Genomic DNA, 14,049 nt, shown 5'->3' with positions numbered 1-14,049 from the left:
CGATCACAGGCTCAGTTGTCGACCATTCCGACTCATCGCTGAAAATAGAGGGTAGCAGCGGGCTGAAGCCTCCGATGTGCAGCAATCGGGGGCTGTCGTCGAACCAGCTTGCCGAAGCTCAGAGTGGTTTCGCGAAAATGCGCCAGCCCTCCACTGGGAGGTGCGGTGGGGCCGGTGGATGTTGCCAGGAAGGCCGAAGCCGGGCAAGACGCCGGTGAGCTTGTGTTTGCCAATGATCTTCGCCCAACACCGGTTGGCGGTGTACTTCCTCTCTTGCTGCGACTTTGACGTACTCATCGGTGACGAAGTCGTGGCTATACTTCCGGTGCTGTTTCTCACCCACCAGATCAGTGATGGTCCGGGACTGTGGTGGTTTCAGGGAGCCCTACTGCAGCGGCGGTCTTGAACGCGGTGAGCCCGTCCCTAGGAACCGCCTCCCGACGCCTATCCAGCCATCGCTGCGTCGGCCCGACTCATCTTCCCTGCCGCGCACACTTAATCGCGGAGAACCACCATCTCACTTGGCTACGGGGCGCGCCAGTAACAGGCCAACACCCACTTAGTGGTGGTCAGGCAATGGGCTGGCTCAGCCCTGGCGGGGGATATCAGCCAGGTCGGCTGCTTCAAGTAGCACAACTGCTGCCTGCTGCACGCCCTCCACAGCTCCCAGTGAAGTATCTTCATGCTCGATATGGCAAGCTATATCCGGGTCCACTGCATGTAGCGCAGTCAGGAAACGTGCCCAGTAGTCAGCACCGTGGCCGCGACCCAAAGCTACGAAGTCCCAGGCTGAGCGCTGGGGCCACTCGTTCACCCACTCCTCGGCACCTATCTGAGTGCGCTGCTCCTCAGGCGAGAGTCTGCGGAAACTGTTGTCCAAGACCCCGCACCAAGCTGCCTCCGGATTAATGCGCACGTCCTTGGCCGCTGCGTGCACCACGTGGGCACCCAACCGCTCGACCACGTGCACCGGGTCCATCTGCTGCCAGAACAGGTGGCTGGCATCCAGCTCCACACCAATGTGGGAGGTGCCCGCGCGTTCAACCAACTCCAGGAAACTGGGCGGGTTGAATACCAGGTTCTGCGGATGCAGCTCAATGGCGACTTTCACCCCATGGTCGCCTGCAAGCTGGTCAATTTCCTGCCAGAAGGGCACCGCGAGTTCCCATTGGTATTCGAGCACGTCCAGGGCCCGTGAAGACCAGGCATTGACCACCCAGCTGGGCTGCCTGGTATGCGGCTCCGAACCAGGCAGACCCGACATGGTCACGACACGTGACTGTCCCAGGGCACCAGCAACGCGGATACTCCGGCGCAAATCCGCGGCGTGAGCGACGCCTGTGCGCTGATCCGGGTGCAACGGGTTGCCGTTGCAGTTCAGCCCCTGCAGTGACACGCCGGTGCCGTCAAAAATGCTCAGCCAGTCCTTCCCCACTGCGGGGTCTTTGTCAATCTCTTTCACCGGGATGTGCGCCGCGGGAAGGAAGCCACCGGTGTTGAGCTCGACGGCATCGAGCCCAGTGTCGGCCACCACGCGAAGCGCATCGGCGAGGCTCCTGTCGTGCAAGGGCGCCGTGTACAGACCTAAGTGCATTGCCCGCTTCCTCTCAGTTGACTTCCACCGCAACCCCACCGGCAGCTGCCGAGGCGGTCACGGCTTCTATGATTTCCATATTGCGCAGCCCCTCATCGAACGACGCGTTGCGTGCCCAGGAGTCTTGCTCCGCAAGGCCCACCACCTCTTCCAGGAAGGCCCGGGCTTGGAAGACGAACCCGTCATTTTGGCCAAACCCGATCCCCGGTGCGGACAGGGGAAACCCCTCCGCCACATACGGCTGGCCCGGACCCAGCTTGACTGTCCTGAAACCGTTGTACCGAGGCAAACGGTTATCAGGCAGATGGAGTTGAATCTCTGCAGGGGTCTCCTGGTCCCAGATGGCTGAGCCGTTGCGGCAGGCGATTTCCACGCGCAGACCGTTGGGGTGGCCTGGGGTGACTCGAGAGGCCTCCAGCGTCCCTGCCCCATGAGCGAATTCTGCGGTGAAGCCGGCCCAATCATCATTGGTGACCGGTTCCGTCTCGCTGGAGACTTCGGTGAGACCGTGGCCGACGGTGGAGCCCACCGGCAGCGGCCGGTGCGTGATCGCTGTGCGGAACTTGGCTCCAGCCACACTGCAGATGGGACCGGCGAGATATTCGGCGGCATAGAGCAGGTGGCTGCCCACATCAGCCAACGCCCCCGAACCTGGTGCTCCGCGGAATCTCCATGTCATAGGCGCCTGCGGTGAGCAGGCATAGTCAGCGTAGTACCTGCCACTGAGGTGGAAGACCTCACCTAATGTGCCGTCGGTGACGAGCTGACCCAGCGCTGCGAGACCGGGGGCGCGGCGGAAGGTGAATCCGATGCGCACCACCGTGTCGGCAGACCGTGCCGCCTCCGCCATCACCTGGGCGTCGCCGAGGGAGTCGCTCAGCGGCTTTTCACACAGCACGTGCTTGCCCGCGTTGATCAGTTCCTCAACGATTTCACGGTGCAGGTGGTTGGCGACCACCACCGAGACCACGTGCACATCGTCAGCTGCCAGAAGCCGCCGCCAGTCAGTTTCTACACGCTCATAGCCATACCGACCGGCTACTTGGGTGGCGAGGGGCTCGTAGAGATCAGCGATGGCGACGAGCCGGACGTCTGCGTGGTCGAAGGGGCGGCGGACGGTGGTTGCGGCACGCCAGGCTGCCGCATGAGCCGCACCTGCCATTCCGGCGCCAATGACTGCGATGCCGAGCCTGTGCTGGGTCATTGCGACACTTCCTTTCTTCTTGGTGCCGGGCGGTCGCCCGAGCCACATCACCTAATAGAGCTCAGCTCAGCCACGCGCCGGAGACTTCCGTACGGTCGGCACGGTGCCAGTGCGGAAGCGTTCCTCAATCTGTTCAAGACTGCGACCTTTGGTCTCCGGAACCTTGAGCCAGGTAAAGGTCAAGGCGAGGAGACAGATCACTGCGAAACCAGCAAAGAGCATCCCTACACCGAGTGATTCGAGAAGAACCGGGAAGCTCAGTGCCACCACGCCATTGCCGAACCAAAGCGCGGTTGTCGCGAGGCCCATTGCGGCGGCTCGAACGCCGAGCGGGAATATCTCTCCCAGCATGACCCAGACGATAGAACCCCAGCTGGCTTGGAAGACGAAGACGTAGACGGCGATGCAGGTCAGGGTCAAGATACCGACGAGGCCTGAATCGTCTGCTTCCGTCACTAGAAGGTTCGTCGCAGCAAGTGCACCCAAGCTGATAGCCGTTCCGGTGGCACCGATGAGCAGCAATGGTTTTCGCCCGATCCGGTCGGCGCAGAGCAAAGCCACTGTCACGGCCAGGATGTTCACGATGCCGAAGATTAAATTTGAGGCGATGGCTGCCTGATCAGTGAAGCCGACGTTCTGCAACGTCGTGGGAGCGTAGTACATGATGGTGTTGATACCCATCACCTGCTGGAACAGTGCTAGTCCTAATCCGATGAGCAGGACAGGCTTGACCCAAGGCTGAAAGAGGGCTTTGAGCCCCTTTCCTGCCCCGGCTTCCGCCTCTGCCTGCTGAACTGCATGGATCTCCTCGAGCTCACGCCGGGCTTCGTCCGGGGTGCGGTCGTAGCTCAAGATTTTCTGAGCTTCTTCTTCTCGACCGCTCTTCACCAGCCAGCGAGGGGTCTCCCAGACGAAGAAGAGCCCCAGTGCGAACAGTATGGAAGGGATTACCGAGAGGCCGAGCATCCACCTCCAGGATTCGATCGGAGCAAAGGCAACGCCGATGATGAATCCGAGGAACTGTCCGGATACGATCGCCAGGGCATAAAAGGCGGTGACTTTACCTCTGATCTTGGCCGGCGCAATCTCTGAAAGGTATACAGGCAGTGTCACCGCCGCCAAACCTGCACCTAAACCAACCACAAGCCTGAACAGAAATAGGACTTCCGTATTCGGCGCAAAGGCCATGCCAAGAGGGGCTATGACAAAGACCACTGCCGTGGCGATCAGGACCGACCTGCGGCCGTATTTATCAGAGATTCGTCCGCCGAAGGCTGCGCCCAAGACTGCACCAATGATCAGGCCGGTGACGACCCAACCCTCTGCCCAACTTGTGAGCTCAAGATCCCGGCGCAAGTACACCAGCGCCGCTGAGATGACACCGGTGTCATATCCCCAGTTCAGGCCTCCGAGGGCGCCAAATATATAAATCAGGGACGAACGTCGCTTGCGGGTCTTAGCTGCGGGATGTGCAGCTGCGGACACGTGAGTAGACATAGGGGTACTCCTCAATCACTCCGGGAGTGGTCAGGGTTGCGTTCAGGATTGTGTGGCCCCAGAGGCCCCACGCCGCGCAGCCTCGGTCCAAGTCCGCATCTGATCCAATTGGTATTTGGTGACCGCTTCGTGGTTTTCGTTCTCGGCGAAGACGCAGGTGACCATGACGGAGTCCTCGCGATCGAGGAAACCATTGCGCTGAAGTTCAGCGAAGAAGTTCTCCCAATCCACGTCTCCGTCACCGATCTTCAGGTGCTGATGCACCCGGGCCGTGGTTTCAGGCGGGTTCGTGATGTACCGCAGGCCGCCGGAGCGGCGGTGGTCAAATGTGTCAGCGACGTGCACTACGCGCAGCCGCTGGCCGACCTGGTCGAGAATTTCATTCATGGGGTCTTCCATGTGAAATGAATGAGCACCGACGTAGACGAAGCTCAGGTTCGGTGAGTTCACGCCCCGGATCACCCGCCAAGCGTCGACTCCCCGTTCCACAAAGTCGTCTGGGTGCGGATCAATGGCCACATTGATCCCTTCCCGCTCAATAAGCGGCACCAACTCCTCCATAGAGCGGTAGAAGGAGGCTGCCGACTGTTCCGGTCTCTCCGGTCGGCCGGAGAACTCGGTATTCATTTGCTCCACCCCAAGATCGACCGCGATCTGAATGGCGCGCTTCCAGTTGCGGACTGCCGCTTCGCGCTCACTCTCATCCGGGGAGGACCACCGTTGGACGGGCAGGATGGACGATATCCCGACCCCCGCGTTCTTACAGGCCTTACCGAAGGAACGCAACAGATCGTCGTCGACCGTCGGATGACGGAAGAACGGGATGAAATCAGCGTGCGGGGTCATCTGAATCCACTCGAAGCCCAGCTCAGCAGCAACCTTCGGAAACTCCAATAGTGAATGCGTGTGATGGAACGGGACGGGGTCAAAAGTAAATTTCATCATCTCTCCTGGTAGCCAGCGATGGAGTCGTCAGGCATAGAGGGCGGGCTTGTGCGCCATGTCCACAGAGGTGATCTCCCCAGATTGCTGGGCGGAGACTCCTGCACCGCATACCGCTGCGGTCGCGTACCCGTCCCACGCGGAAGGCCCTACCGGCACCCCGGTGGCGACGGAGTTGACCCATTGCTGGATTTCCTCGTCGTAAGCCTCAACGAACCGCGTGTGATATGTCTGGTCGATTGCGGAGCCGGTACGTGACTCGGCAATGACTGTGGGTCCGGCTGATTCGCCGATCTTGACCACGCCTTCCTCAAACACTGCTTGGGTCAGCACCTGATACCCCAGCTTCGCATTGACAAAGATCTCCACAGTCGCCAACAGCCCTGACGAGGTCTGTATGGTGACCAATTGTGGGTCGCGGACTAGCTCCGTGCCTTTCGAGGTATGCCGGCCCGTCCGTACCGCGACGTTGGAGATCTCTTCGCCGGAGAAGAACCGTACGGCGTCGAATTCGTGGACCACTGAGTCATGGATGACCATCTCATTGGTGAACGTTTCCGGCACGGAGGCGTTGCGGTGCTGATGGTGCAGCATCAGAAGCTCCCCGTAAGTGCCGGCATCAATAATGTTCTTCAGCTGCCGGTACCCGGCGTCGAAGCGGCGCATAAACCCGACCTGCACTAAGCGCTGCCCAGCAGCAACTTCAGCTTCCACGACCCGCAGCGAGGACTCGGGGCCGGGAGTCAGAGGCTTTTCGCACATGACCGGGATGCCTGCGTCGATAAGCTGAAGCAACGCCTCTTCGTGCAGAAAACCTGGAGTGGCCAGAACGACCGCCTCGGCGGCCCCGGCCTTGATCAGATCTTCCACGCTGGAGAAAGTGCGGGCAGGAGACGCCATGTCGGCGGCTGCCTGGGCCCGCTCCTGGTCTATGTCCACCACCGCACTGACGGTCGCACCAGCGGTGCGGCGAGCAAGACGCTGTACGTGATCGGCTCCCATTAGCCCGGCGCCTACAACGGCTACGTGAAGATTTTGGGTCGACATGATGCTCCTGGTTCAGGCTTGATGGGGTCGATGGTGACGCTACTCACTGTAGGTCACATCACACGCTTTGTCCAGACATTAGGACTACCTGTCCATTGGTCAGGCGTTGGTAGGGAAGTTCATCGACGCGCCGGATTCATCGTTCTGGGCGGGCCAGCGCTGGGTGACAACCTTGCCGCGGGTGTAGAAACGCACCCCGTCAGGGCCGTAGATGTGGTGGTCGCCGAACAGGGAATCCTTCCAGCCGCCGAAGGAGTGCTGGGCCGCGGGCACCGGAACCGGCACATTGACACCGATCATGCCCACTGTGACCCGGCGCTGGAAGGTTCGTGCCGCATTGCCGGAGCCGGTGAAGATCGCGGTGCCATTACCATAGGGGTTCGCGTTGATCACCCGGATAGCCTCCTCAAGAGTCTCGACCCGCACCACTGCCAGGACCGGGCCGAAGATCTCCTCCTCGTAGGCGGTCATAGTGTCTTTGACCTGGTCCAGCACTGTGGGGCCTACGAAGAACCCGTCTTCATGACCTTCGACCACCAGATCGCGGCCGTCCACCACCACTGCGGCACCGTCCTGCTGCGCCTCGGTCACAATGCGCCGGACGCGGTCCTGCGAGGCCGGAGTGATCAGCGGACCCATATCCACACCGTCAGAGGTGCCATCACCCACGGTGATAGCGCGAGCGCGATCCCCGACCCGGGCAACCAGCTCTTCAGCGGCGTCGCCCACGGCAACAGCCACGGAGATGGCCATGCAGCGCTCACCGGCGGACCCGAAGGCCGCCGCGGAGAGGTGATCAGCTGCCAGGTCCAGGTCCGCATCAGGCATCACCACGGCGTGGTTCTTCGCCCCACCGAGGGCCTGGACCCGTTTGCCGTGCCGGGTGCCGGTCTCGTAGACATGTCGGGCGATCGGGGTGGAGCCGACAAAGGAGATCGCGTCCACCAGCTCATGTGTGAGCAGCCCATTGACGGTGTCCTTATCCCCGTGGAGCACCTGGAAAACACCGTCGGGCAACCCGGCCTCTTTCCACAGCTGGGCAAGCAGCAGCGATGCTGAGGGGTCGCGCTCCGAAGGCTTGAGCACAAAGGCATTGCCGGTGGCGATGGCCAATGGCGCCATCCACAGCGGAACCATGACGGGGAAGTTGAACGGGGTAATTCCCGCGACCACGCCCAGCGGCTGCCGGAAGGAGAACACGTCAATTCCGGAGGCCGTCTGGTCGGTGAATTCACCCTTCAAGGTCTGCGGAAGGGCGCAGGCGAACTCCACCACTTCCAGACCGCGGCCGACCTCTCCGGCCGCGTCGGAGAGCACCTTTCCGTGCTCGGCGGTGATGATGGCGGCAAGTTCGTCCGTGTGGGCGTGCACCAGCTCACGGAACTTGAACAGCACAGCCATACGCTTGGACAGCGAGACCTCCGCCCAGGTGTCGGCGGCGGCGCGGGCAGCTTCCAGAGTGTGCTGCAGGTCCTGCTCGTCAGCCAGGTGGAGGCTGCCGCTGACAGCTCCGGTGGCCGGGTTGTAGACGTCTTGGCGGCGTTCACCGTGCCCGGCCTCGGCCCGGCCGTTGATCCAGTGAGTGATAGCTGTGGTGGTCATCAGAGGTTTCCTTCCACGTGGTCTTCGGCGGGGCCAAGGAGCAGGCGTTGCCGGGATTTGTGTTCTTGGTAGGTGGTGTAGGCGGTTTGGGTGGACTCCAGGTCCGAGACTTCAGCGACCGGGACGTCCCACCAGGACTCAGAGTCGGGAGCGTCCAGATACAGGTCAGAATTGATGTGGATCAGCACCGGACCCGAGCCCTCCGGACGTGCTTTGGCTTCGGCGACTGCATCCGCCAGCCGGTCGATGGCATCTGCGCCCGGTTCCACGCGCAGCACGGTGACGCCGAGAGACTCGGCATTGGCGGCAATGTCCACCGGCAGCGGTTCGCCTTGTTCGAAGTTGTGGGTCTGTTCTTCCAGGTACCGGTACTTGGTGCCGAAGCGCTGGGATCCTAGGGACTCGGAAAGGGCGCCAATCGAGGCGAAGCCGTGATTCTGCAGCAGCACCACCACTAGTTTGATCCGCTCGGCGACTGCGGTGACCAGTTCGGTATGCATCATCAGGTAGGAGCCGTCACCGACCATGACGACGACGTCGCGGCCATCCTGGGGGTCCCGCCCGGCTGCTGCCGCCTCATCTTGGGTTGCACGCTTGAGACCGAGTCCGCCGGCGATCTCGTACCCCATGCAGGAGAAGGCGTATTCGACGTGGTAGCCGTGGGAGTCTTTGACCCGCCAGAGTTTGTGGAGGTCTCCGGGCAAGGATCCTGCCGCGCAGACCACGACGTCCTGGTCATCCATGGCCTGGTTGACCGCACCGATGATCTCTGTTTGGGCTGGCAGCGGCTGGTTGCGGACGCTGAAAGCCTCATCCACACTGGCGTGCCAGCGTGCGCGTTCGGTGCGCACCAGCTCCGCCGCCGCAGCCGGAGTCCGGTAGCCCACACTGGTGAGGCTGGCCTGGAGCGCCGGGATGGTCTTGCCCGCATCGGCGACGATCTGCACTGAGGCACCGACTTTATAGGCGTCCATTCCGGTGATATTGACATTGACGAAGCGCACACCGGGGTGCTGGAAGGCGGTCATGGAGGCAGTGGTGAAGTCCTCATACCGGGTGCCCAGGCCGATCACAACATCGGCATCCTTGGCGTAGGCGTTCGAGGCGGTGGAACCGGTGGAACCGATCGCCCCCAGGCACAGCTCGTGGTCCCAGTTCAGGGTCCCCACACCTGCCTGGGTGTAGGCCACCGGGATTCCGGTGGCCTCGGCCAGGGCCTGCAGCTTCTCCGTGGCGAAGGCGTAGTGCACGCCGCCGCCTGCGATGATCAGCGGCTGCTGAGCATCCCGGATGACCTCGATCGCAGCAGCGATGTCCACATCCTCCGGATCGGGCCGGCGGATCCGCCACTCCCGGCGCGCCAGAAACGCCTCCGGGACCTCGATGCGTTCGGCTTGGACATCCTGCGGCAGCGAGATGGTTACCGCGCCAGTCTCTGCGGGGTCCATCAGCACCCGCATTCCGTTCAGCAGGGCTGAGAAGAGCTGCTCAGGCCGCTGCACGCGGTCAAAGTACCGGCTGATCGGCCGGAACAGGTCCGCGCAGGTGATGTCATGGCCATGCGGGAGCTCCAGCTGCTGCAACACCGGGTCCGGGGCCCTGGTGGCGAACTCGTCAGAGGCCAGCAGCAGAGCCGGAAGCCGGTTGGTGGTGGCCAGAGCCGCACCGGTGGCCATGTTGGTGGACCCTGGGCCGATGGAGGCGGTCACCCCAAAAGTCTGCCGGCGCCTGGTGTGACGGGCGTAGCCCACCGCCTGGTGAACAAGCCCCTGCTCATTGCGCCCTTGGTGGTAGGGCATGAGTCCGGGCGCCTTCACCTGGGCCTGCTTCAGTGCCTGACCCACACCCGCGAGGTTGCCGTGGCCGAAAATCCCGTGCATTCCCGGAATGGTGCGCACCTCAGTGCGTTCACCGTCGACGACGTCGACCGTCCATTGGTTGGCGAGGAATTCAACAGTCGCCTGCGCGACGCTGAGAGTGCGTGTGCTCATCAGTTCTCCTTAGTCTCGTCACGGAGCAGGGATGCGGCGGTCTCGACCGCAGCGGCGACGTCGCCGTCGTCGGGATACAGCAGGGTGCGCCCGACGGTCAGGCCCTGTACTCCAGGCAGCGCCAGTGCGCTGCGCCACGACTCCAGCACCTCATCCGTTTTACCGTTGGGTTCGCCGCCGAGCAGCACAGTGGGCAGTGTGGTGGCCGCCATGACTCGCTCCATGTCCTCCACCACTGGCAGTTTCATCCAGGTACGCGCCGAGCGGGCACCCAGGCCCTGCGCGATGGCCACCGACTGCACCACCGCCTCCGTGCTGAGCACGTTGCTGACGCGCTCGCCGCTGGTAGTGGCGATGAACGGCTCCACCATGGCAATCAGATCGTGTGCGTGAAGTGAGTCCACCGCCCGGGCGGTGGACTCGAGGATGGAGGTGGTGTGCTCCGAGTCGAAGGCGATGCGGGTGAGCATCTTGCCCCCGTCGGCTCCGAGCTCAGCGAGCGCACTGGCAGTGTGGCCAGTGAAGCGATCGTCGATCTCATTGACCAACCCGGGCAGGCCCCCGCGGTTCATGGAACCGAAGATCATCTTGCCCTCCAAGGCCCCGAGCAGCAGTAAGTCCTCGAGCACATCGGGGGAGGCCAGGACTCCGTCCACCTTGGGGTTCGCCAGCGCGACCCGCAGCCGGTCCAGCAGCGACCGCCGGTCCGCCATCGCATGAGAATCCCCCTTCACGGCGAGCGCCCCGCGGGCCGGGTGGTCTGCGGCGATGATGAAGTTCTGCCGGCCATAGACCCGGCCGGGGTGCTGGCGCCGGGCGCGCGCTGCCCGCAGCACTGCGCCCGGGTCCTCCAGCCGGATGCGGGTCAGGGGCTCATAGCGGGCGGGGTTGTCGTCGCCGGGCTCAGCGAAGGTGAGGGAGTCCAAAGTCATCGACTCTCTCCCAACCCTGGGGCGGTGGCGGATGCTGCAGCAGGCGCCTGGTGGGGCACCTCACGGCCGCGGTCTCTGAGCATGTCCATCAGCTGCGTGGTGGTGGGCATGGCTTCCGAGCAGGCGATCTCCCCAGCCACGTAGGCACCGGCGGCATTGGCGAAGTCCAGCACATTCTTCAGCGGCCAGCCGGCCAGCAGCCCGTGGCAGAGCGCCCCGCCGAAGGAGTCCCCCGCCCCCAGACCATTGACCGTCTGGACCGGCAGCGGCGCCGAGACCACCCGCTCCTCGGCGGTGGCGGCCATAACTCCGGAGGAGCCCAGCTTGACGATGGCAAGCTTGACCCCGGCTTCGAGCAGACGGTCTGCCTGCTCATCCGGTGTTCCCTCACCGACAGCCACCGAGCATTCCTCAGAGTTGCCCACCGCCACCGTAATGTAGGGCAGCAGTCTTTCCACCTGCTCTCGGGCTGCGGCTTTGGAGTCCCAGAACATCGGCCGGTAGTCCAAGTCCAAGATGGTGTGCTGGCCCGGCGCAAGGTCCTGGCGAGGCCGGGCCTGGTGCATGGCCAGCTGCGCCTCGCGGGAATTCTCCCGGACCATACCAGTCACGGTGGACCAGAAGATCGAGGTGGCGCGGACGGCGTCGTAGTCAACCTCCGCGGCCTGAATTTCCCAGTCCGGGGCGCTGGGGCTGCGCCCATAAAAGTAGAGGGGGAAGTCTTCTGGAGGCTGAATGGCGCAGAACGTCACCGGGGTCTGCAGGCCGGGCACCCCGGTCGCCCACCGGGGGTCGACGCCGTAGCGGCGCAGTTCGGAGCGCAGGAAATCACCGAAGGGGTCATTGCCGGTGCGGGTGATGACGGCGGTCCGCCGTCCGTGACGTGCGGCGGCGACAGCCACATTGGAGGGTGATCCGCCCAGGTACTTGCCGAATGATTGGACCTCGGCCAGGCCCACGCCGATGTCATTGGGGTAGATGTCCACACTGATGCGGCCGGTGGTGATGACGTCGTAGCTCATCAGTCTCTCCTTAGCGGATTCGGGTGCGGGAGCCGCAGCCGCACAGGTAGCGGCGGGTACGGGCGGCGATCGGGAGGGGGACCTCGAATGAGCTGACCGGGTACATATCCTGCTCCACAATGCAGTAGAAGCTGCGATTCAGCTGCTCAAGCTCGTCGATGACCTCGGCCAGGTCGGGAAGCCCGGCGGGCGGTTCGACCATGACCCCGGCCTTGTTTGCCTCCGCCCACGTCAGGTTGTCCCGGCGGACCACCTCCATCACTTGGGGGTCGATCTGCTTCAGGTGCAGGTAGCCCACCCGGTCCGGGTAGTTGCGGATGATCTCCACCGAGGAGGCGCCACCGTATTCGGCGTGACCGGTGTCCAGGCACAGGGTCACCAGGTCGGGGTCGGTGCCCTCCAGGAAGCGGGTGATCTGTGTCTGGTTGCAGATGTGGGCGTCTGCGTGGGAGTGGAACTGCTGGCGCAGCCCGTACTTCTCATGCAGCACCTGGCCCAGCTCATTGTGGCCGGCCAGTAGGGTCGCCCATTCCTCCGGGTTGAGCTCCTCATTCTCCACCGCCTCACCGGTGACGTCATCGCGCCACATCGCGGGGATCACCACCATGTGCTCTCCACCGACTGCTGCGGTGAGTTCCGCCACCCGGTGAACCTGGGCCCACACGGCGTCCCGCTCCACCGGGTCAGTGCGGTGAAATCCGGTGAAGATGGTGCCGGCGCTGACTTGCAGGTCACGTGCGGCCAGCTCATCGCGCAAGCGGGCCGGGTCAGTCGGCAGGTATCCGTAGGGACCCAGTTCGACGTAGTGGTAGCCCGCCTCTGCGGCCTCGTCCAGGAAGCGCTGCCACGGAGTCTGCTTCGGGTCATCCGGGAACCACACACCCCAGGAGTCGGGGGCAGTGCCGATCAGCAAAGGATGGGGGGTGCCATCCTGTGCGTGCGCGGGAGTGTGTGTAGCTTCCACTGACATGGAGTTCCTCCTTTGAGGGCTCAACCGGCTGCCACGCGGGCGGGCGGTACCGTCAAGAATGTGTCGGATACCACTCTCCCCTCTGAGATGTCCTATTGTCAAGACAATCAGTCAGGCAGTGGGGGTGGACGGCAGCAAGCTTCGCGGAATGCCTCCTCACACAATCAGTCATGTCACACAGACCGCCGGGCTGAACGTGAAGAGCGAAGTGACAAAGCTCGTGTACACCTTCCGCCGTAACAGCGGAGAGCATCATTCCGGTCGTAGGCTTTCTAATAGCTTCTGACCCGCAGCTCTAACGGTGCTGCGCGTCAGGGCACGTGGTGGCCTGCGGCTCGGAACAAGCCGTACCACTCCTGTCTGCTCAGCGGCAGATCTGAGCCGGCGGAGGCGTCGGTGAGTCGCTGCGGCGTCGTCGTTCCCAGAATGACCTGCATGCCTGCCGGGTGCCGGGTGATCCACGCGGTGGCCACTGCCAGCGGCGTCACTCCATAGGTCCGGGCCAGACGTTCCAGCGCCGCGTTGAGCTCAGGATACTCGGCGGCGCCGAGGAAGACTCCGGCTCCGGTCCCCTTCTGGAACGGTGACCACGCTTGAAGGGTCATCTGGTGGATGCGGCAGTAATCGATCAGTCCGCCGCCGTTGAGCGTCACCGCACCCGGACGGTCCTGGATATTGGCCGCAATGCCCTGGGCTATGAGGCTGGAGTGCGTCAGCGACAGTTGAACCTGGTTGACCACCAAGGGCTGCTGCACCGCAGTCTTGAGCAGATCGATCTGCCGAGGGGTGTGATTGGAGACCCCGAAGGCGCGGACCTTGCCGCTGGCCTCCAGGTGGTCGAAGGCGCGGGCAACCTCCTCGGGTTCCACCAGGGCATCGGGGCGGTGAATGATCAGGACGTCCACATAGTCAGTGGCGAGCGCGCGCAGGGAGTTTTCCACTGAGGCGACAATGTGCTCATAGGAGGAGTCATAGTACGGGTCCCCGGTGATGACCCCGGTCTTGGTCTGCAAGGTCAGCTCCGCACGCTCGGTGGTGCTGAGCTGCAACGCCTGGCCGAACCGCTCCTCGCACAGGTGCCGCTGACCGCCGTAGATGTCAGCGTGATCAAAAACATCGACGCCTGCTGCTCGCGCGGTGCGGTAGAGCTGGCGGATCTGCTGGTCGGACTTGTCACCGATTCGCATCATTCCGGCGACGATATTGGACACCTGCGGGCCGGCGGGGCCAAGGGGGACATGACGCATA

At 63.2% G+C, this 14,049-nt stretch carries 11 protein-coding genes; all 11 read right to left on the bottom strand.

Features of this window, described 5'->3' with window-relative positions:
* Window positions 1–586: 586 nt before the first annotated feature.
* Window positions 587–1,594, bottom strand: coding sequence for a sugar phosphate isomerase/epimerase family protein (locus tag FEF27_RS01110; protein ID WP_138168973.1), 1,008 nt, complete (start codon window positions 1,592–1,594; stop codon window positions 587–589).
* 13 nt (window positions 1,595–1,607) lie between these two features.
* On the bottom strand, window positions 1,608–2,798 hold the full coding sequence (locus FEF27_RS01105; RefSeq protein ID WP_138168972.1) for a Gfo/Idh/MocA family protein: 1,191 nt from the start codon (window positions 2,796–2,798) through the stop codon (window positions 1,608–1,610).
* Window positions 2,799–2,864: 66 nt separating this feature from the next.
* The gene (locus FEF27_RS01100) at window positions 2,865–4,295 is read right to left on the bottom strand and encodes a sugar porter family MFS transporter (RefSeq protein ID WP_138168971.1); all 1,431 of its coding nucleotides are present in this window, start codon (window positions 4,293–4,295) and stop codon (window positions 2,865–2,867) included.
* Window positions 4,296–4,337: 42 nt separating this feature from the next.
* Window positions 4,338–5,237 carry a sugar phosphate isomerase/epimerase family protein gene (locus FEF27_RS01095; RefSeq protein ID WP_138169059.1) on the bottom strand — a complete coding sequence of 300 codons (900 nt, stop codon included), beginning with the start codon at window positions 5,235–5,237 and terminating at the stop codon, window positions 4,338–4,340.
* A 30-nt stretch (window positions 5,238–5,267) separates the two neighbouring features.
* The gene (locus FEF27_RS01090; RefSeq protein ID WP_138168970.1) at window positions 5,268–6,284 is read right to left on the bottom strand and encodes a Gfo/Idh/MocA family protein; all 1,017 of its coding nucleotides are present in this window, start codon (window positions 6,282–6,284) and stop codon (window positions 5,268–5,270) included.
* Between the two features lie 99 nt (window positions 6,285–6,383).
* A complete protein-coding gene (locus tag FEF27_RS01085; protein ID WP_138168969.1) occupies window positions 6,384–7,886 on the bottom strand; it encodes a CoA-acylating methylmalonate-semialdehyde dehydrogenase in 1,503 nt (500 codons plus the stop codon).
* Window positions 7,886–9,877 carry a 3D-(3,5/4)-trihydroxycyclohexane-1,2-dione acylhydrolase (decyclizing) gene (gene iolD, locus FEF27_RS01080; protein ID WP_138168968.1) on the bottom strand — a complete coding sequence of 664 codons (1,992 nt, stop codon included), beginning with the start codon at window positions 9,875–9,877 and terminating at the stop codon, window positions 7,886–7,888. The genes FEF27_RS01085 and iolD overlap by 1 nt, the downstream gene beginning before the upstream one ends.
* Window positions 9,877–10,809, bottom strand: coding sequence for a Cgl0159 family (beta/alpha)8-fold protein (locus tag FEF27_RS01075; RefSeq protein ID WP_138168967.1), 933 nt, complete (start codon window positions 10,807–10,809; stop codon window positions 9,877–9,879). Before FEF27_RS01075 ends, iolD begins: the two co-directional genes overlap by 1 nt.
* A complete protein-coding gene (gene iolC / locus FEF27_RS01070) occupies window positions 10,806–11,831 on the bottom strand; it encodes a 5-dehydro-2-deoxygluconokinase (protein WP_138168966.1) in 1,026 nt (341 codons plus the stop codon). The genes FEF27_RS01075 and iolC overlap by 4 nt, the downstream gene beginning before the upstream one ends.
* A gap of 10 nt (window positions 11,832–11,841) precedes the next feature.
* On the bottom strand, window positions 11,842–12,801 hold the full coding sequence (locus tag FEF27_RS01065) for a sugar phosphate isomerase/epimerase family protein (protein WP_138168965.1): 960 nt from the start codon (window positions 12,799–12,801) through the stop codon (window positions 11,842–11,844).
* A 311-nt stretch (window positions 12,802–13,112) separates the two neighbouring features.
* A complete protein-coding gene (locus FEF27_RS01060) occupies window positions 13,113–14,048 on the bottom strand; it encodes an aldo/keto reductase (protein ID WP_138168964.1) in 936 nt (311 codons plus the stop codon).
* Window position 14,049 lies beyond the last annotated feature (1 nt).

Source organism: Nesterenkonia sphaerica (assembly GCF_005771565.1).
Lineage (GTDB): Bacteria > Actinomycetota > Actinomycetes > Actinomycetales > Micrococcaceae > Nesterenkonia > Nesterenkonia sphaerica.
Note: the sequence above shows the minus strand (reverse complement) of the source record. Positions and strands in the feature narration are given on the sequence as shown.